The organism is Aquimarina sp., assembly GCF_977115655.1.
In genome coordinates, this window is sequence record NZ_CDSBKO010000005.1 from 43,067 (window position 1) to 63,391 (window position 20,325).

Below are 20,325 nucleotides of genomic sequence, written 5' to 3' on the forward strand. Positions count from 1 at the left end.
CATACTTTGAAAAAATACTTTCAATTTATATTCAGAAGTTGTATCGCATTTATTTTATTAAGTATCCTTTGGGTATTATTTTATAAATATATTAATGTATCTGTCACTCCTTTGATGGTTGTTCGAAAATTACAATCCAAAAATGAATACTCTATCAAACATCAATGGGTTCCCCTATCCAAAATATCCCGAACATTACAGCTTGCAGTAATTTGTAGTGAAGATCAAAGGTTTATAAAACATCATGGCTTTGATAAAAAAGCAATCGAAAAAGTAATAGCAGAACACCAATCCGGAAAACGATTAAGAGGCGCCAGTACTATATCACAACAAACAGCCAAAAATGTATTTTTATGGCCACAACGTAGTTGGGTCAGAAAAGGACTGGAAACTTATTTTACATTTTTGATCGAAACTTTTTGGAGCAAACAACGTATCCTCGAAGTGTATTTAAACAGTATAGAAATGGGAGATGGAGTTTATGGCGCCGAAGCAGCAGCCCGGTTTTGGTTTAACACCTCGGCTAGTGCATTGCATAAGGATCAAGCCACTGCAATAGCTGCAATTTTGCCCAACCCAATAAAATTTTTGGCAAATCCCCCCTCTGCCTATATACAAAAAAGAAAAGAATGGATTAAGGCGCAAATGCGCAATTATGGCACTTTAATACTCGAAGAATAGTACAAATGATAGTAGCTACTTATAAAGATCTAAATACAATTATAACCATTTTACATTCTTCGTTTTTAACAGAAACCTTCCCTAATTCTATAAACTTTGTTGTAAAACAAGATAAAAACAGATCCGAAAGAATACACTATTTAATGAAATATCAATGTAAAATGGCTTTAAAATTTGGGCAAGTATTTCTTAGTGATGATCAGGAAAGCTGTGTACTGTTTTTAAGTCCTGAAAAGAAAAAAATAACACTAAAAACAATTCTTTGGGATATTAATCTAGTAACTAAATGTATTGGTATTAATAATGTTTATAAAGTTATATTAAGAGAAAAAATTCTAAAGAAGAACCATCCAAAAATATCTTTTTTACATTTATGGATCATGGGTACAATACCAAAATCTAAAAGAAAAGGTATTGGTACTAAATTACTAAAAGAAGTATTAGAATATTATGGCAACACAAAACCTATATATCTGGAAACTACCACAGAAAGCAATATGCATTTCTATAAAAAACATGGTTTTAAAGTCTTTAACGAAACACACGTTTTAGAATATCCTTTGTATTTTCTTTTAAGATCCTTAGATAGACTACAAGCCGTTAAATCATAAACCTATAATGAACCCAAAACAGATAAAAGAAGAATTACTAAACCAATGCCAGGAATACGTAAGTCAAAGATTGCAAAGGATTCAAAATACTATTTCTGATATTCAGGAATCGTTAACTTCTGAAACCAAAAGTACCGCAGGGGACAAACACGAAACAGGACGTGCTATGCTGCAATTAGAAAGAGAAAAAGCAGGAAAACAACTAGCCGAAGTGCAAAAACTGCAAGAAGTTCTTGCAAAGATTACTTTATCTGAGGCAAATCATATTTGCTTAGGTAGCTTGGTAGTTACCACACAAAATAATTACTTTATAAGTATTTCTGTTGGGCAACTAATCGTTAATGAGACGCCTTATTTTGCTATAGCTCCAAACTCTCCTATAGGAAACCTTCTTTTAGGCAAAGTTGCTAGAGATAAAATTCGTTTTAGAGATAACACTATAGAAATCAAAATAGTTTATTAATGATAGTATCTATAAAAATAATCAAATTTGTTGAAAGCAACAAATTTAAAAGTTATATTAAAAAACAAAAATTGGACTATAAATTTAAAAAAAATCCTTAATGAAAAAACTAAATCTATTATTTACAGCTGTATTTTTGGCAAGTACATTATTATTCTCTTGTAGTAGTGATGATGACAGTAACTCTGGAGAATTAGAAAACAATGAAATCTCTGTAGAACAAATTACAAATGGTGTTACTATTGCTAGTGCAAAACTAGAAACAGGAACACCTCCTAATCCAACGGGTGTATTAAACTTTGAAATAAGTAAAACAGAACAAGATGCTTTCTTAAACAGTGGTTTCAATATTTCGTTTGCATCTACTGGTGAAGTTAAAGGAGCTTACATTCAATTTAAAGATGTAAATGGTAATAATTCTAATGGCTATTATGATGTCCCAGAGAAAGCTTTTAGCAATTCTGATGGAGTAAAAACTTCTTCAATCAATGGGAAAAAGAAAGTTTCTTTAACAACAAAAAGAAATGAAGAAGGAGATCTTCAAATTAACGTAGATTTTGAAGAATCTGTTCCTGTTGGAAAATTTTGTTATGCAATTTGTATTTATGATGCTAACGGCAACATAAGTCAAGTAGAAGAAGTATGTGTACAAGTTAATTCTTGGGGAGGTAACTCTGCAATTGTAGGCGAGTGGATTTTTGACAGAGAAGAGCCTGCAGATACAGGAAATGGAGTCACTACTACTATCGAATGTGAAAATGGAAGCACTCTTAACGATGTTCCTTATGATATGGAAGAAAAAGACGAATGGATTTTTGTTTTAAATGAAGATGGTAGTTACTATGAAACATATCATGAAAAAGGAAAAAGCTTGGATGCACAAGCATCTTCCCTTAATTGTACTGCAGTATATACAGAAGCATATGAGTATAAAGATAAATACTCGGGTAACTGGTCTTATAATGCAGAAAAAAAGACCATAACTGTAATAGATTTTAAATATGAAGATTTCTTAAATGCAGCAGATAATCGAGAGTATCCTGATGGATATATCTATTATGAAGGAGCAAATATTGAAATAATTGCAGGAGAGCTGGTTATTACAGATAGTAGTTATAATGATGGTAATATAACAGTAACAGAAAAAATTATCTTTAAAAGAAAATAATTTTAAGCACCTCTTTTATAGAGATAAATGCGATTGTAGAAGTTCTACAATCGCATTTATTATTTTTTTAGTATCAAAGTCTTTTAGGAGTAGCATACAAAAATGATTTTAAGTAAATTGCCAACATATAAATCATTAGTCTCATGCAGAAGTTTTTTATACTAACCCTAATAGGGGTATTGCTTTTTTCGTGTAAACCGTATCAAGATACTAAAGCTAGGAAAAACCAGATTACCTATGAGGATTTTAGAGCAAATCAAAGATTATATCCCACCAATGATGGTTTAATAAAATATATAGACAAAGGAAAAGGTCCTGTTATTGTCTTGCTACATGGTGTACCAACTTCTGGGTGGCTATATCGCAAAATGATAGATCCTTTGGTCGCAAATGGATATCGTGTTATCGTACCAGATATGCTTGGTTATGGCTCCAGTGATTCTCCTGAGGGTTTTGAGATATATAATGCAGAAAATCATGCTAAACGCCTTTTGCTGCTTATGGATGCATTGGGTGTAGAAAAATGGTCACATGTAATGCATGATGCTGGTGGTTTATGGACATGGGAACTTATAAAACAAGCTCCGGACAAGATTGAAAAATTGATTGTCCTTAATACCATTATTTATGATGCAGGATTTTATCCTCCTGTACGTATGAAACCAGGGGGACTTGCCAAAACAGCAATGTGGGGATATAGAAATGGGGTAACCACCAATACACTTTTAAAAAACCTATTTAACCAGGGTCTTAAAGAAAATACTCTCAATGCACTGGATATTGAAGGATATAAAACACCTATGCTAGAAGGCAAAACAGATGCTATGTACTATTTTTACAGTCAAACATGCAATGAGCTGCCAGATTATTCTGCTGTTTTTGAAAACATTACTGTTCCTGTTGCTGTTATTTGGGGAATACATGATACCATGTTACAATGGCCACCCCAACAGACCAGAGCTGCCAATGCCTTAAAAGTAAACGGAGAAGATATTCATTTTATAGACGAAAAACATTTTTTGCAAGAAACAAAAGCAAAAGAAATCTCTTATAAAATCGTAGACTTTTTGACTAAAGAAAATTAACTCGTATTAGTCAAAGAAAACTCAAATGGCAGAATTGCATTTTAATTAAGGCACATATCTTTTATCCAGTATTTTAATTCAACTCTGTAAATAGTACTGTTGATTAATTCTCGAATTTGATGCAGCTCCTTTCTATTTACTGCAAGATCTATTTTATCTGAAGGAGTTCGTAATAATAAAGATCTGCAATTTTGTGAACTTTTACACTGGCTACAACAATTAGAATTAATTGCAGCACTACAAGAATCTGAAAAATCCTTAAGCTCGTGTAAAGAGAGTAAAAAACCTATATCTCTAAATACCAATTGTATTTTGGGTGTAGAAATATGCTTGTCCTTTTTCCAAAAAAAAGAAATCCCTAATTCGTTACTGTAAATTTTTTCTATAGCGCTCATCCTGAATCCATATTTAGTTCAAAAATAGCAACTATTTATAATAAATCTAAATAAAAATAAGTTAATTTATATCTTTCAATATTAATTGAAGGGATACTTCTCCATTCCACTCATTTTCATCAATAGTATATGCTGCTTTAAAAAACTGTCCGTTAGTAATTAACCCATATTTTGCCCCTAGATTAAACCCAATACACTCTATTGTCCTTCCATTTTTTTCGACTCTGCATTTTAGATGTTTTTCATCTGCTCCCACACATTTTGCATATCCGGTATCTTTTAGTCCTTCGGTCATAAAAACAGGTGCCATGTTATCTGGCCCATGAGGTTCAAACTGTTTAAGGATACGGTAAAATTTGGGCGTTATTTGCTGCAACTCTATTTGTATATCTACAGATATCTCTGGGGTCAACATTTTTTTATCTATAGTAGACGAAACAACCTCTTCAAATTTTTGTTTAAAGGACTCATATTGTTCTTCCAATAATGTTAAACCCGCAGCATATTTATGCCCTCCAAATTGCTCAATATAGTCTGAACAGGCATCTAATGCATTATATACATCAAATCCTTTTACAGATCTTGCAGAAGCCGCTAATTTTTTGCCACTTTTAGTAAAAACCAGAGTTGGTCGATAATAAGTCTCTGTTAATCTTGAGGCTACAATACCAATTACTCCTTTATGCCAGTTTTTTTCATATACTACTGTAGTATATTTATTCTCTTCTTTATTACTTTGTATTTGTACCAGGGCTTCTTCCGTAATTTTTTTGTCGGCATCTTTTCTATCCCTGTTATAAAGTTCGATTTCTGCAGCATATTGTAATGCTGTTTCCATATTCTCTTCTGTCAATAAATTCACTGCATGCAATCCGTGTTTCATTCTTCCTGCCGCATTAATTCTGGGAGCAATTATAAATACTACATCGGTTATTGTTAAACTTGTTTTGTTTACTTTGGATAACATTGCTTTAAAACCAATTCTGGGATTTGTATTGATAACCTGCAACCCATAATATGCCAGAACACGATTTTCTCCTGTTATCGGTACTATATCTGCCCCTATTGCAGTAGCTACCAAATCCAAATATGGCACTAAATCTTTTATCGTTTGCCCATGACCAATGGCTAATGCCTGAATCAATTTGAATCCTACCCCGCATCCACATAACTCTTTATATGGGTACTCACAATCTTCGCGTTTAGGATCCAAAACGGCAACTGCATCTGGTAATTGATCTCCCGGCCTGTGGTGATCGCAAATAATAAAATCTATCCCTTTTGACTTGGCATAAGCTACTTTTTCTATAGCTTTAATCCCACAATCCAAAGCAATAATCAAAGAAATATCATTATCGTGGGCATAATCTATCCCTTTATAAGATACGCCATATCCTTCATCATATCGATCGGGAATGTAGGTAGCAATCTGTGTATATAATGTCTTTAAATATGAAGATACTAATGCTACCGATGTGGTACCGTCTACATCATAATCACCATATACCATGATATTCTCCCCTTGAGTAATTGCTTTTTCAATTCTGGAAACAGCAAAATCCATATCTTTCATCAAAAACGGATCATGCAAATCCTTAAGGGATGGTCTAAAGAATTTTTTTGCCTGATCAAAAGTTTCTATTCCTCTTTGTACTAATAAAGAAGCTATTATAATATCTACATTAAGCGCTTGGGATAACTTTTTAATAATAGAAGCATCTGGCTTAGGTTGTAGTGTCCATCTCATTCGTCTAGTAAATTCTGATATTAAAAAAATCCAAAGTACAAAAAACATCTTGACCACTACTGATTTGCTTTTAGTTTTGTATTTTGCTTTACTTTAATCCCCCTAACGAGAGGATTAATTCTTCGAGGCTTGCTTCGAAATTATCGATTTACTATAAACTTATAAAAAACAAATACACATGGCATTAGTTACTCCATTATCTGCAGATCATGATCCAGAGACCAGAGAATTGGCAGCATTTTTTAATGAAACATTAGGATTTTGCCCTAATTCTGTACTTACTATGCAAAGAAGACCAGCTATTTCTAAGGCATTTATTAATCTTAATAAAGCCGTAATGGCAAATGAAGGACGGGTAACCTCTGCATTAAAACGTATGATTGCTTGGGTAAGTAGTAATGCTACAGGCTGTCGGTATTGTCAGGCGCATGCTATTCGAGCTGCCGAACGTTATGGTGCAGAACAAGAACAATTGGATAATATTTGGGAATATAAAACGCATCCTGCTTTTAGTAATGCAGAACGCGCAGCACTCGATTTCTCTCTTGCCGCTTCAATAATTCCAAACGCTGTTGATGATAAAATCAAAGAAGAATTATATAAATACTGGGATGAAGGTGAAATTGTTGAAATGTTGGGTGTAATTTCTTTATTTGGATATCTAAATCGCTGGAACGACTCTATGGGTACAATGGTAGAAGAAGGTGCTATTGAATCTGGTGAAAAATACCTTGGCAGACATGGTTGGGAAAAAGGAAAACATGTCTAATATGTTCTGAACAACTATTTGTTTTTCTTAAAGCTATATACTATCGTAGACGATTATTGAATATTGTCTACGATTTTTTTTGTGCCTACTTTTATATTGTATTAGTCAAAAACAATACTAATCTTCATACTTAAAAAACGGACTAAACGATATCAATAATCAAGGTTTAAAATATTCTTAATTCGTTTTACAAACAATTTTACTTGTGTTTTTATACAGGTGTTCAAAAAAATTAACAATATTGTTAATAAATACAGTTAAAATTTAGAGAAATATAGGTTTTAGTTAATGTTTGCTAAAGATATCACAACTACCGTAAGTACTAGAAACACTATAAGACCAAGCTTTTCTAATTTTAAAAAAAATGAAAATGAAAAAAAATGTTTTATCAAAAATTTTAGCTGTATTAGCTATAGTGTTTATTTATTCTTGCTCTCAGGATGATCATATAAACGAAGTAAATTCTCAATCCACAGCCTTAGTTGCTAAAAGCGGTTCTGGTCAATTAAAAGTGCTCACCTTTAATGCAAGATTATATATATCAACCATAAAAGATGAAGAGCAAAGAAAAGAAGCCTTAATACAGTACCTTAGAAATCTTGATTATGATGTTATTGCATTAACAGAAGTATGGAAAAATAGCACTAAAGAAGAAATAATTAATGCTTTACAAGGACAATATATTGCCGCTCCTTATACTAACAATCAGCAACAGCCACTAGGTAATTTGCCTGTTGATACTGATGGTTTACTAACTTTAGTAAAAAGGGGGATTTCTATAAAAAATGCCGTGTTTAATGAATTTCAAAATGAAGGTCGAGAAGATGCCTTTGCAGACAAAGGATATTGGGAACTCAAATTAGAACATCCGCAACATGGTGATTTTATGGTTATTTCAAGTCATCTTCAAGCTGATGCAACAATTTCTATTATAAATATATTTAAGGCACTTATTAACCCTCTACTTGTTGTAATTGCACCAGAAGAATCTAATAGTAGTATTAGAGAAAAGCAGATAAAAGAAATCATAAATGACGAAACAATTAAAGAAGAGTTGTCAAAAAATAATATACCTGTTATTCTATTAGGAGATTTAAATTTTGATGGAGAAAGTTCTGAGTATTCTATAAACCTAAGCAACTTGAGAAACACATTCAAATTAGAAGATTCATATCGAATTCTTAACCCTAATAATAAAGGATATACGTATGATAGTCAAGAAAATAAACTAGCTTTCTTTTTTGAAGAAGAAATTTACAGATTACGATTAGATTATATATTATCGAGTTCCAATAATTTACAACCTGTTTTTTCCAGAGTTCTTAATGATTGTTTTTATGGTAATGAAGATTTTAGTTGCTCGGATCATTATGGTCTTGCATCAGAGTTCAACTTTAAAAATGCTCCGGTTCTTTCAGGTAACCCAACAATTCACAATTCTATAAAAGAAGCCAGAGAAGAATTGCAAAGATTAGCTAATGATTATGGGTTTGGTACGCTAGCAAAAATTATCATACATAATAATACAGGTAGTGACTTGATTTTAAATAATATTAACAGCTGGGTAGGAAGTAATTTTTATGCTGCTGCTCCATACAAAATACCAAGTGGAAAATATGGTATTGCAATGAGTACTCATAAAACTGGAAACGCTACAGGTGCATTTAGCCAGATTAGTTATAAACAAAATAATCAATTATTTAGTTTAGGCACCTATGCTCCTTGGGCGCAAACGAGTACAAACAATGTATTGGTAGATTTTAAACCTATTTCTGAAAATGAATTAAATCAAAATAGTACACGTCCCAGTATTCAAAAACGCCAAAATGGTTATACATTAAAAGGAATTATTGATAAAGGAGATCAACCATTTGTGATATTTACAATTACTAAGTAAAAAAACAATTATTTGTTGTTATAATTAGATTATAAAACATATCAACCTAAGTTTCAATAGAACTAATTTTGAAATACTTTCAGAAAAATACGAGGCTTAGGTTGGTATATAAATTTATTTGAGTGAGAATGGATCAGGAAGTTCTCCTAAAGTAAAACTGAAAACTTTTCCAAAGTAAATAAATACTAATTAGTACAATTAATATTGCCCATATCCAATATGTACCTATAGTATTTACTGCAATAGCTTCGGTATCTGATATTTGAACAGTGCCATCTCGCTCAAATTGTTTGGTAAATAAATAATCCAATTGAAGGTATGTGCTCAAAACCGATTGCAACCCCAAAAACAATATGGTTATTACCTCTAGTTTTTGGTTTTTGAAAAAAGTAATTCCTGTCAAAAAAACTATAAAGGATATGAGTATAACCATCCCCCAAAAAGACCGAATCCATAAGATTAATGACAGTATCATGATTCCTATTAAAACTCTTAGGGCTATCCTTGTTATTTTAGGTGATTTTCCACTAATAATCAATACAGACCCTGTAATTGCAGGCCCAAGCAAACCTCCTATTGCTACTAGTGCGTTTGCAATAGAAACAGGTATATAGCTATCGGTAATTGTATAATATGCAACACCTCCCCCATTTTCATAAATTTCGAGATATTTAAAATCCCCTCCTACCAGAATTGCTGTAAGTCCATGCCCCATTTCATGAAACCAGGTTCCCAATAGTATAAATGGATACTGTACCCATCCAAAATATGGTAACTGCCAAATAACAAATACAATAATGGCTATCAAAAAAATAATATACTTAGGCTTATTTTTCAATTAATGCTTGTTGCTTAAACGAAATTCCTTGCCACCCTGTTTTTATAAAATTACGAATATTTTGATGATCTTCGGCATCGGGATTTTGTAATACGTCCTCTCTGTAATATGCTCCAAAACAATGCAGGGTTTCTTCTTTTGTTAAATCATGTAGCTTAGCAAAATAAAATAATTTGCAAGAACCAGAATTTTGCCCTTCGGCATTATTTTGATTTCCATTTATAAATTCTGTAGGCACAAAATTATAATTTGTTTCAATAATATGCATTGTATCCTCAAAAGAGATTTCTTCTGGATTTGTTCTTAGTTTTTTAAAAAAATCGGATGTTTTCATACTTTACTTTTTACCTCCCAAAACTACTACAATCTCGCCTTTTGGAGGTTTATTTTCAAAATGTTTTATAACTTCACCTACAGTTCCTCGTATGGTTTCTTCATGAAGCTTACTTAGCTCTCTGGACACCGAAACTTGCCTGTCTGCGCCAAAATACTCTGCAAAATTACCCAGGGTTTTAAGCAATTTATGTGGTGATTCATAAAAAATTATAGTTCTGGATTCTTCTGCCAAAAGTTGTAATCTGGTTTGTCTTCCTTTTTTTACAGGCAAAAACCCTTCAAAAACAAATTTGTCATTAGGTAAGCCACTATTTACCAAAGCCGGAACAAAAGCGGTTGCCCCGGGCAGGCAATCTACCTCTATCCCGTTTTCTACACATGCCCTGGTAAGTAAAAATCCGGGATCGCTTATTGCGGGAGTTCCTGCGTCGCTTATTAGCGCAATAATTTCACCACTCTGCAACCTTTGCACAATACGATCTATAGTTTTATGCTCATTGTGCATGTGGTGGCTTTGCATCTGGGTGGTTATCTCATAATGTTTTAAAAGTTTACCACTGGTTCGGGTATCCTCTGCCAGAATAAGATCTGCGGTTTCCAAAACTTTTATAGCTCTAAAAGTCATGTCTTCAAGATTACCAATTGGCGTAGGTACAATATATAATTTTGACATTAAGGTCTTATTTTTTTACCGACAGTATATGAAATAATTAGAATTAAAATTGCATAAACAGATAACCCAATGGGGTGTCCTGCATAATAATGTGCTGCCGTTGCCAATACCAAATCAAAGAAAAAACCAGCATAGGCCCATTCTTTAATCCATTTTATTTTATTGGTAAGGATAGCTAGTACTGCCATTACTTTAGCAATTGCCAAAGGTATTACAATATAAGGGGGATAATTAAAGCTCTCAAAAAAACCCTTTACCATTTGTGTATTAAAAAAATACATTTGAGCAGAGTACAACATAATAGCACACATAGCAACCGTTGTAATCCAGTATACAATCTTCATCTGTTTATTTTTTACGTTTTTTGTATAGGGGCAAAATTCATCACAGAGCATTACCATAAGGATCGTTCATCTTCCTTTATAATTATAATAATCTTGCTTCCCTATGGATTAAATTTATTTAAAACAATACTCATAAAACGATCTTCATATTCTTCTTTTCCCGTCCAGTTATTATAATCTGGTTTGATCATTGTAGCAATAAATGCTTCTGCTTCTTTTTTGCTTCTAAACGTACTTAATTGGGATAGTACCCTATTATAATCCGGGGAGCTACCATCAAAAAGATATTTGATAAAAGCTAATCTATCATTTAATCCAATATGAATCTCTTTTCTAAGTTGGTCATTAAGCGATTTAGGTCTTTCGTTTATATCATTTTTTGCTGACAACGATATATCCTGAGCAGTGGGAGCTACATCTTTCATATCATTTTTTAGGTACGAAGATGCAGGAGATACAGAGTTTGCAGGAACAAAAAGATCTTCGGTAACACGGGCATTAATTTCTTCGATAATAATTTCGGGTTTACTTTCCTGATGGATTATATTTTCGACCTTTTCATTAGATTCTTGTACAGGAGCAGAAAAAATGTCTGGCACCGTATCTTTTATCTCAGTAGTTATTTTTACAGGATCGCTTTCTTTTTCCTTTTTTTCTGGTTCTTTTACTTCTTGTAATTCTTCTGGTTCTTTTATTTTTTTGGACATATTTGTATCCAAAACTGTTCTAATTTGACCAATAGTAGGCTGTGGATCTTCAAAATAAGATTCAGAAAAACTAAGAATAGTTAGTTTTTCATAAAGCTGCCTTGCTTCTTCCTGCAACTGAAACAATGTTGTTTTGTCCTTTAGCTGAAGGATTCTGTGTGCAATACTTATAAGTTCCGCTTCCAATTTCTTCTTCATAACTTTCTTCTTCGTTTTTAATACCGCTTTTTGTTTTTTAATAAATTTACCTCATCTTTAGAGTAAGGAGAAGGGATTTCTTTAATTGATGCTGAAAAATACAAAATGTTTCTCGAAAATACGGTAAATCATAAAGAGCAATTTGGGTGGATAGAAGTAATCTGTGGTTCTATGTTTTCGGGTAAAACCGAAGAGCTGATTCGCAGACTAAAACGCGCTAAATTTGCGAAACAAAATGTTGAAATTTTTAAACCTGCCATCGATACCCGCTATGATGATGAGATGGTAGTTTCTCACGATGCTAACGAAATTCGCTCTACTCCTGTTCCTGCGGCAGCCAATATTCGTATACTTGCAGATACCTGTGATGTAATTGGTATAGATGAAGCACAGTTTTTTGATGATGAAATTGTAGCGGTTTGTAATGACCTGGCCAATAAAGGAATCCGGGTTATAGTAGCCGGACTGGATATGGATTTTAAAGGAAACCCTTTTGGACCTATGCCTGCATTAATGGCTACCGCAGAGTATGTTACCAAGGTTCATGCTGTTTGTACCAGAACAGGAAACCTTGCACAATTTAGCTATAGAAAATCAACCAATGATAATTTGGTTTTATTAGGAGAAACAGAAGAGTATGAACCTCTTAGCAGGGCTGCATATTATAAAGCCATGCTAAAAGAAAAAGTAAAACAAATAGAGGTTAAAGATCCTAAAATGATATCCAAAAAAAATGAAAACCCTAATGAGTAAAACACAAGAAACCGTTCTGGAAATTAATCTGGCTCATCTTACTCATAATTATAACTATCTCAAAAGCAAAGTTTCTGCTAATGTCAAAATGCTGGCAGTGGTAAAAGCTTCTGGTTATGGTAGTGATGCCTCTATAATTGCCAAACACTTAGAAAAGATTGGAGCCGATTATTTTGCTGTTGCCTATGTATCTGAAGGTATTACCCTTAGAGAATCTGGAATAAAAACCCCTATTTTAGTACTACACCCTCAACCAGTAAACTTTAAAGAACTAATTGAATATAACTTAGAGCCCAGCCTATATAGTTTACGAGTCCTTAACCAATTTATAGAAACAGCTTCTATGCTGGATCAAAAACAATATCCTGTACATATTAAATTTAATACCGGATTAAACAGAATTGGTTTTAGTCAAAATGAGATAGATATTATTATTGATATGCTTAGCCAAACAAAAATAGTTAAGCCTATAGCACTCCTTTCTCATTTAGCTGCCAGCGAAGATAGTAACGAGAAAAAATTTACAGAACAACAAATCCATACTTTTAAAAAAATAGCAGATAACATGATTGAGAAATTAGGATATCCTCTTATTCTTCATCAATCTAATACCTCAGGAATCCTTAACTATCCCGAAGCACATTTTGATATGGTTCGAACAGGTATAGGATTGTATGGATATGGTAACGATGCAAAATACGATCCTGAATTAAAACCTGTAGCTAGCTTAAAATCCATAATTTCTCAAATTCATGAACTGTCCCCTGGAGATTCATTGGGTTATAACAGAGCATTTATAGCAACCGATTATACCAAAACCGCCACCATCCCAATTGGTCATGCAGATGGAATAAGCAGGCAATATGGTAACAAAAAAGGATTTGTTACCATACAAAATAAAAGAGCATATATTATAGGTAATGTTTGTATGGATATGATTATGGTAGATATAACAGATATTGATTGTGAAGAAGGGGATGAGGTTATTATTTTTGATGCAAATTCCAGCGCCGCAAAAATTGCCGAAAATACGGGAACAATTTCTTATGAATTACTTACAGCTATTTCCTCCAGAGTAAAACGTATTGTTGTCGAAGATTTTTGATTTTTATCGGAAAAATTGCTGTATTCATTCTGTTTATTTCAATCAACCTTTTAATTTTTTGTTAAATTAGCATACTACTAACTAAATATAATTAACTATGGGGTTTTTTAAAGATTTTAAATCTTTCCTTTTAAAAGGAGATATTGTTTCACTGGCTACTGCCGTGGTAATTGGTGGAGCATTTAATAAAATTGTTGGTTCTGCTGTTGCAGATATTATAATGCCTATTGTTGGTGTCCTAACAGGAGGGACAGATTTTACTCAAAAATTTATTGCTCTTGATGGTGGAGAATATGCCACACTTGCTGCTGCACAAGAAGCAGGAGCTGCAGTTATGACTTATGGTAATTTAATACAAGCAATAATCAACTTTATTATTGTTGGATTATTTATCTTTATTGTACTTAAGGCTTACGAAAAATCCAAGAAAAAAGAAGAAGCTCCCGCAGCCCCTGCCGGACCAACTCAAGAAGAGTTGCTTTCTGAAATAAGAGATTTGCTTAAAAAACAAAATTCTTAACAGCTTATTTATAGTATTATCTATAGCACCGCTATACTACATATTCTAACTATAAACCGCCCTTTTTTGGGCGGTTATTTTTTTATGATTGTTACATATATAACAATTGATATAAATTTCTATATTTTTAATATAAACACTTGCTGTCTAGGAAATATTCCCCAAATTTGCAGGAATTTAAATAGTTCATGACCCTCGCGCTTATGCGAAAATAAATATAAACTAATGAAAGTAGCTGTAGTAGGTGCTACCGGTCTGGTAGGAACCGTTATGTTAAAAGTATTAGAGGAAAGAAATTTTCCGATAACAGAATTAATCCCTGTAGCATCTGAACGATCTGTTGGGAAACAAATTACTTATAAAGGCAAAACATTTTCTGTAGTTGAACTTGCTACTGCCGTTAAAATGAAACCAGATGTTGCATTATTTTCTGCAGGAGGAAGTACCTCTCAAGAATGGGCACCAAAATTTGCAGAAGCAGGAATCACTGTTATTGATAACTCTTCTGCCTGGAGAATGGATCCAACCAAAAAACTGGTAGTCCCAGAAATCAATGCTAAAACATTAACTAAAGAAGACAAAATTATTGCTAACCCTAATTGCTCGACTATACAATTGGTGATGGCATTAGGTCCATTACATGATAAATACAAAATCAAACGTGTAATTGTTTCTACTTATCAATCTATTACCGGAACCGGTGTAAAAGCTGTACAACAACTAGAAAATGAATATGCTGGCAAAAAAGGAGAAATGGCATATCCATATCCAATCCACCGTAATGCTATACCACACTGTGATGTTTTTCAAGAAAACGGGTATACCAAAGAAGAAATGAAATTGGTTAACGAAACACAAAAAATTCTTGATGACCGTACTATTGCTGTTACCGCAACTGCCATTCGTATTCCTGTTGTTGGTGGCCATAGCGAGAGTGTAAATATAGAATTTGGCACCGATTTTAATGAAAATGATGTTCGAAAAGTTTTAAACGAAACTCCAGGAATCACTGTACAAGATAATCCAGATACAAATACCTATCCAATGCCTATATATGCCGAAGGTAAAAATGATGTATTTGTAGGTAGAATCAGAAGAGATCACTCTAGAGAAAATGCTTTGAACATGTGGATTGTAGCAGATAATTTACGTAAAGGTGCTGCAACAAATGCCATACAGATTGCAGAATATCTGGTTGAAAATAAATTAATAGGTTAGTACCTAATCAAAGGAGCTTTTAATAAAAAGTCTTAAAAAAACACTATCATTTGTCAAACTAAGCCAGTAAAATTGGTTATAAACTGATCCTTAACTGGCTTAGACAGACAATTTTTGTTTTTAAAATTTTAGGCTTTTCCTTCTTTTGGAAATGTAAATACAATCCAAAAGTTTCCACTTGTTGCTAATTTGCCAATATCAGGACAGCTACTTTTTTGGTGTATTATACCCCAATAATGTATGTGCCAAAAATCGTAAGAATTATTAAAATCATTGTCAGGTTTTTACTACTTAGCAATAAACATGTACCTTTTGTATTTGTGCCACCTGCACCTGTTTCTATAAATACAATTTTATTTCATACTACGATAGATCCTTGTAAATACCGTACCTGTGTATTTATGTATTTCTTAAACTTGTTTTTTAATTCTCAAAAAAAAGAATCATTATAAAAACTCTTTTTTAAAATCATTTTTTTTTGTTTCTTACAATAAAATTTTGGACTGTCCTAGTATTTTAATCCAAACATATCGCTAAACCCCAAAGCAATATGGAAGAAATCTAATTCTCTTTACAAGTTAATTTGCAGGGCAGTCTTTTTTATATTTTCTTTAGCATATATAGTCATATCTTTTGATAGATTTGTGAAATTATATTAACATATTGCATTATGAAAAAAATAATACTTGCATTATCTATTGTTGCATTAATAGTAAGTTGCAAAAATGAAACTAAAGAAAATCCCATTAAAACCAGCATAGCATTGAACTATCCTGAAACTAAAACGGTAGATACTGTAGAGACTTATTTTGGTACACCTGTTAAAGATCCTTATCGATGGTTGGAAGACGACCGAAGCAAAGAAACTGAAGATTGGGTTTCTGCACAAAACAAAACTACTTTTGATTATCTGGAAAAAATTCCTTTCAGAGAGGACTTAAAAAAACGTTTATCTGATCTTTGGAATTATGAAAAAGCAGGTGCTCCCTTTAAAGAAGGGGAGTATAGTTACTTTTACAAAAACGACGGGCTTCAAAATCAATATGTAATTTACCGTTTCAAGACAGAAGATGAAGAGCCAGAAGTTTTTTTAGACCCAAATACCTTTAGTAAAGATGGCACAACATCTTTGGGCGGAATAAGTTTCTCCAAAAATGGAAAACTTGTAGCCTATTCTATTTCTGAGGGAGGTAGCGACTGGCGTAAAGTAATTGTTAAAAATGCAGAAACTAAAGAAGTAATTGAAGATACCATTATTGATGTTAAGTTTTCTGGAATGTCCTGGAATGGTAATGAAGGATTCTATTATTCCAGCTACGATAAACCAAAAGGAAGTGAGCTTTCTGCCAAGACAGACCAACACAAAGTATACTATCATAAGTTAGGGACTTCACAAAAAGAAGACGCTTTAATTTTTGGAGGTACTCCAGAACAAAAACATAGATATATAGGTGCTACAGTGACCGAAGACAATCAATACCTTATCATATCTGCAAGTGTTTCTACCTCTGGAAATAAATTATTTATCAAAGACCTTAAAAAACCCAATAGTAAACTAATTACTATTTTAGATACTACTGACAGCGATACCTATGTAATAGAAAATGTAGGTTCTACTCTATATTTAGTTACAAACTTAAACGCACCAAATCAAAAAATTGTTACAGTCGATGCATCTAATCCAACTCCAGAAAACTGGAAAGATTTTATTCCTGAAACAGAAAATGTATTAAGCCCTAATACAGCAGGAGGTTACTTTTTTGCAGGATATATGGTAGATGCTGTTTCTAAAGTTCTACAATATGATTATGATGGTAAATTAGTTAGAGAAGTAGAATTACCAGGTGTAGGAAGTGCTAATGGGTTTGGTACTAAGAAAGAAGAAAGTCATTTATATTACTCCTTTACCAATTACAAAACGCCTGGCAGCATATATAAATACAATATTGTTGAAGGTACTTCAGAATTATATCGAAAGGCTAAAATTGATTTTAACCCAGAGGATTATGAAAGTAAACAAGTTTTTTATACTTCTAAAGATGGTACAAAGGTGCCTATGATTATCACCTATAAAAAAGGAATAGAATTAAACGGTAAAAACCCAACCATATTATATGGTTACGGCGGCTTTAATATTAGTTTAACTCCATCATTTAGTATCGCTAATGCGGTATGGATGGAGCAAGGTGGTATTTATGCTGTACCTAATTTAAGAGGTGGTGGTGAATATGGTAAAAAATGGCACGTTGCCGGAACAAAACTGCAAAAGCAAAATGTCTTTGATGATTTTATCGCAGCGGCAGAGTACTTGATTAAAGAAAAATATACATCTAGTGATTATCTTGCTATTCACGGGGGATCTAACGGAGGATTACTGGTAGGAGCAACAATGACACAACGACCAGATCTTATGAAAGTAGCATTGCCAGCAGTTGGTGTTTTAGATATGCTACGCTATCATACTTTTACTGCGGGAGCAGGATGGGCTTATGACTATGGTACTGCAGAGGATAATAAGGAAATGTTCGACTATTTAAAAGGATACTCTCCTGTACATAATGTAAAAGAAGGAGTACAATATCCCGCTACAATGATCACTACAGGAGATCATGATGATCGTGTAGTGCCTGCACATTCTTTTAAGTTTGCCGCAGAACTACAAGCTAAACAATCTGGTAATAATCCTACATTAATACGTATCGAAACTAAAGCTGGTCACGGGGCAGGAACACCCGTTAGCAAAACTATTGAGCAATACGCAGATATTTACGGATTTACCTTATATAATATGGGATATGAAGTGTTACCTGAAAAAGTTACTGATGCCGTAAAAGATTAATATTTAAGTCTAAACATGAGAGTTTTATAGCAAATCTATAAAGATACAACCATAAAAATTCTCTCTAAGGAATTAAAAAATCCGTTTTCTGAAAAGAAGCGGATTTTTTTATTAAAGTTCAATATCTTTGAAGTACTACCCGTTTTATATAAACTGGTATATTAGACCTATACCTAATTGGTGTTGATATCGGTCTGCAACTAAAAAAATAGTCCATAAATATGCTAACAGTACAAAACGTATCTTTTGCTTATACCACACAGCCTGTTTTAAAAAACATTAGTTTTACTATTGAAAAAGGGCAACATATAGCACTTATTGGAGCCAGTGGTTGTGGAAAAAGCACTTTATTAAAAATTATTTATGGTCTTTTACATGTACAGGAAGGAGAGTTATACTGGGGTTCTAAAAAACTATCAGGACCGCTTTTTAATCTTGTCCCGGGTGAAGAAAACATGAAATACCTTTCTCAAGGTTTTGAGCTACAATCCTATCGAAGTGTAGCAGAAAACATTGGTCAGTATTTGTCTAACTTTGAGCAGAAATTAAAGCAAAGCAGAGTAGAAGAACTACTAGAAATAGTAGAAATGGCAGATTTTGCAGATACTAAGGTAGAAAATTTAAGCGGTGGTCAAAAGCAAAGAGTTGCACTTGCAAAAGCATTGGCAAAAAGACCAGAACTATTATTATTGGATGAACCGTTTGGTAATATCGATAATTTTAGAAGAAATTCTTTAAGAAGAAATTTATTTAGATATTTAAAACGAAATAAAATTACAAGTATTACTGCAACACATGATAAAACCGATATTCTTTCGTATACAGATCAAACTATAGTGATACAAAAAGGTGAAATTATAATACAAAAAGATACTATTAGCCTTTATCAAAACCCTGCCAACTATTATATAGCCTCTTTGTTTGGAGAAGTTAACACCATACAGCTTTCTTCATTTACCACACCAGATAATAAAGAAACTATTTTGGTATATCCGCATGAAATAAAAACAGACCCAAAAGCTAAAGCAAAAGCCAGAGTAAAAAATGCCTATTTTAATGGAAGCTATTATCTTATTGAAGCGATACTGGATAATTCTGTTTTATTTTTTAACCATCCCGATAAGCTGGAAGCTCCCAAAATAATTGGAATTACGATACCAGAAGAAATCCTTAAAAACCGTAAAAGAATATAGCTATTTGTTATAGTGTAATAGTTTTAAATCCTCCCCATCAAAAACAGCATACGTATAATGCCCTATCCAGTCACCAAGATTAGTGTATCTGGACTTTTTATTTAATTGTATTTCCATAGGAAGGTGCCTGTGACCAAAAACAAAATAATCCCTGTGTTTATTTTCTAATTTTCTTTTACAATATTGCACCAACCATTCCTTATCTTCTCCCAAAAAAGTTACATCTTCATCCCCAGATATCAATTTGTTTTTAACCGATAGATATTGTGCTAGTTTTACACCAAGATCCGGATGCAACCATCTAAAAAACCATTTTGCAACTGGATTGGTAAAAACTTTTTTCATTCGTTTATAACCTTTATCCCCGGGTCCCAAACCATCTCCATGACCAATAAAAAAAGTGGTCGTATTAAAAATAAACTCTTGCGGTTTATGATATACGGGTATATTAAGTTCTTCTTCAAAATATCCATTCATCCACAGATCATGGTTTCCTACAAAATAATATACCGGGATCCCAGAATCCGTTATTTCTGCAAGTTTTCCCAATGTTCTGGTAAATCCTTTAGGAACTACAGTTTTGTATTCGAACCAAAAGTCAAAAAGATCCCCTAATAAAAATATGGCAGCAGCATCTTTTTTAACTTCATCCAACCATTGTACAAATTTTTGTTCTCTGGGATAACTCTGTTTTGGTGTGGGAGCTCCTAAATGATTATCGCTGGCAAAATAGATTTTTTTTCCTTCCGGAAGGTTCATAGTATAATTTATTTAAGGTAAAAATA

The 20,325-nt window shown here is 32.9% G+C and carries 21 protein-coding genes; 13 read left to right on the forward strand and 8 right to left on the reverse strand.

The window, feature by feature from the left end:
* Positions 1–6 precede the first annotated feature (6 nt).
* The 5 genes from mtgA to ACZIYX_RS03475 all read left to right on the forward strand — a co-directional run bounded on the left by mtgA (position 7) and on the right by ACZIYX_RS03475 (position 4,008).
* The gene (mtgA, locus tag ACZIYX_RS03455) at positions 7–681 is read left to right on the forward strand and encodes a monofunctional biosynthetic peptidoglycan transglycosylase (RefSeq protein ID WP_462680797.1); all 675 of its coding nucleotides are present in this window, start codon (positions 7–9) and stop codon (positions 679–681) included.
* 5 nt (positions 682–686) lie between these two features.
* Entirely contained in the window at positions 687–1,292 is a 606-nt protein-coding gene (locus ACZIYX_RS03460) for a GNAT family N-acetyltransferase (protein ID WP_462680798.1), read from the forward strand.
* Positions 1,293–1,299: 7 nt separating this feature from the next.
* Positions 1,300–1,755 (forward strand): 3-oxoacyl-ACP synthase, encoded by a 456-nt coding sequence (locus ACZIYX_RS03465; protein WP_462680799.1) that lies wholly within the window; start codon positions 1,300–1,302, stop codon positions 1,753–1,755.
* Positions 1,756–1,855: 100 nt separating this feature from the next.
* Entirely contained in the window at positions 1,856–2,923 is a 1,068-nt protein-coding gene (locus ACZIYX_RS03470; protein ID WP_462680800.1) for a hypothetical protein, read from the forward strand.
* Positions 2,924–3,066: 143 nt separating this feature from the next.
* On the forward strand, positions 3,067–4,008 hold the full coding sequence (locus tag ACZIYX_RS03475; RefSeq protein ID WP_462680801.1) for an alpha/beta fold hydrolase: 942 nt from the start codon (positions 3,067–3,069) through the stop codon (positions 4,006–4,008).
* A 41-nt stretch (positions 4,009–4,049) separates the two neighbouring features.
* Here ACZIYX_RS03475 and ACZIYX_RS03480 read toward each other — a convergent pair whose 3' ends face one another.
* Together ACZIYX_RS03480 and recJ are read right to left on the reverse strand one after the other, a co-directional pair.
* Entirely contained in the window at positions 4,050–4,403 is a 354-nt protein-coding gene (locus ACZIYX_RS03480) for a hypothetical protein (protein WP_462680802.1), read from the reverse strand.
* A 61-nt stretch (positions 4,404–4,464) separates the two neighbouring features.
* Positions 4,465–6,150, reverse strand: a complete 1,686-nt coding sequence (recJ, locus tag ACZIYX_RS03485; RefSeq protein WP_462680803.1) for a single-stranded-DNA-specific exonuclease RecJ — start codon at positions 6,148–6,150, stop codon at positions 4,465–4,467.
* A 178-nt stretch (positions 6,151–6,328) separates the two neighbouring features.
* Here recJ and ACZIYX_RS03490 point away from each other — a divergent pair, with 178 nt between their 5' ends.
* Together ACZIYX_RS03490 and ACZIYX_RS03495 are read left to right on the forward strand one after the other, a co-directional pair.
* Positions 6,329–6,919, forward strand: a complete 591-nt coding sequence (locus ACZIYX_RS03490) for a carboxymuconolactone decarboxylase family protein (RefSeq protein WP_462680804.1) — start codon at positions 6,329–6,331, stop codon at positions 6,917–6,919.
* Between the two features lie 370 nt (positions 6,920–7,289).
* The gene (locus ACZIYX_RS03495) at positions 7,290–8,816 is read left to right on the forward strand and encodes an endonuclease/exonuclease/phosphatase family protein (RefSeq protein WP_462680805.1); all 1,527 of its coding nucleotides are present in this window, start codon (positions 7,290–7,292) and stop codon (positions 8,814–8,816) included.
* Positions 8,817–8,949: 133 nt separating this feature from the next.
* Here the strand turns inward: ACZIYX_RS03495 and ACZIYX_RS03500 are convergent, their stop codons facing one another.
* The 5 genes from ACZIYX_RS03500 to ACZIYX_RS03520 form a co-directional block, all read right to left on the reverse strand.
* Positions 8,950–9,654 (reverse strand): M50 family metallopeptidase, encoded by a 705-nt coding sequence (locus ACZIYX_RS03500; RefSeq protein WP_462680806.1) that lies wholly within the window; start codon positions 9,652–9,654, stop codon positions 8,950–8,952.
* Positions 9,644–9,988 (reverse strand): HopJ type III effector protein, encoded by a 345-nt coding sequence (locus ACZIYX_RS03505; RefSeq protein WP_462680807.1) that lies wholly within the window; start codon positions 9,986–9,988, stop codon positions 9,644–9,646. The genes ACZIYX_RS03500 and ACZIYX_RS03505 overlap by 11 nt, the downstream gene beginning before the upstream one ends.
* Before the next feature lie 3 nt (positions 9,989–9,991).
* Positions 9,992–10,663 carry a 16S rRNA (cytidine(1402)-2'-O)-methyltransferase gene (gene rsmI / locus ACZIYX_RS03510; RefSeq protein ID WP_462680808.1) on the reverse strand — a complete coding sequence of 224 codons (672 nt, stop codon included), beginning with the start codon at positions 10,661–10,663 and terminating at the stop codon, positions 9,992–9,994.
* Positions 10,663–11,007 carry a DoxX family protein gene (locus ACZIYX_RS03515; RefSeq protein WP_462680809.1) on the reverse strand — a complete coding sequence of 115 codons (345 nt, stop codon included), beginning with the start codon at positions 11,005–11,007 and terminating at the stop codon, positions 10,663–10,665. Before ACZIYX_RS03515 ends, rsmI begins: the two co-directional genes overlap by 1 nt.
* 101 nt (positions 11,008–11,108) lie before the next feature.
* Complete coding sequence (locus ACZIYX_RS03520) at positions 11,109–11,912, reverse strand: hypothetical protein (RefSeq protein WP_462680810.1); 804 nt, start codon at positions 11,910–11,912, stop codon at positions 11,109–11,111.
* Between the two features lie 105 nt (positions 11,913–12,017).
* On the opposite strand from ACZIYX_RS03520, the gene ACZIYX_RS03525 reads away from it, so the two are divergent.
* The 6 genes from ACZIYX_RS03525 (at position 12,018) to ACZIYX_RS03550 (ending at position 19,540) form a co-directional block, all read left to right on the forward strand.
* The gene (locus ACZIYX_RS03525) at positions 12,018–12,665 is read left to right on the forward strand and encodes a thymidine kinase (RefSeq protein ID WP_462680811.1); all 648 of its coding nucleotides are present in this window, start codon (positions 12,018–12,020) and stop codon (positions 12,663–12,665) included.
* Positions 12,658–13,770 (forward strand): alanine racemase, encoded by a 1,113-nt coding sequence (gene alr, locus ACZIYX_RS03530; protein ID WP_462680812.1) that lies wholly within the window; start codon positions 12,658–12,660, stop codon positions 13,768–13,770. Before ACZIYX_RS03525 ends, alr begins: the two co-directional genes overlap by 8 nt.
* A gap of 97 nt (positions 13,771–13,867) precedes the next feature.
* Entirely contained in the window at positions 13,868–14,290 is a 423-nt protein-coding gene (gene mscL / locus ACZIYX_RS03535; RefSeq protein WP_462680813.1) for a large conductance mechanosensitive channel protein MscL, read from the forward strand.
* Between the two features lie 225 nt (positions 14,291–14,515).
* Positions 14,516–15,508 (forward strand): aspartate-semialdehyde dehydrogenase, encoded by a 993-nt coding sequence (locus ACZIYX_RS03540; protein ID WP_462680814.1) that lies wholly within the window; start codon positions 14,516–14,518, stop codon positions 15,506–15,508.
* A 670-nt stretch (positions 15,509–16,178) separates the two neighbouring features.
* Positions 16,179–18,347 (forward strand): prolyl oligopeptidase family serine peptidase, encoded by a 2,169-nt coding sequence (locus ACZIYX_RS03545; protein ID WP_462680815.1) that lies wholly within the window; start codon positions 16,179–16,181, stop codon positions 18,345–18,347.
* Positions 18,348–18,568: 221 nt separating this feature from the next.
* Positions 18,569–19,540 (forward strand): ABC transporter ATP-binding protein, encoded by a 972-nt coding sequence (locus ACZIYX_RS03550; RefSeq protein WP_462680816.1) that lies wholly within the window; start codon positions 18,569–18,571, stop codon positions 19,538–19,540.
* Here the strand turns inward: ACZIYX_RS03550 and ACZIYX_RS03555 are convergent, their stop codons facing one another.
* Positions 19,541–20,299: a UDP-2,3-diacylglucosamine diphosphatase gene (locus ACZIYX_RS03555; protein WP_462680817.1), complete on the reverse strand. Its 759-nt coding sequence runs from the start codon at positions 20,297–20,299 to the stop codon at positions 19,541–19,543. It abuts the gene before it with no gap.
* Positions 20,300–20,325: the final 26 nt, after the last annotated feature.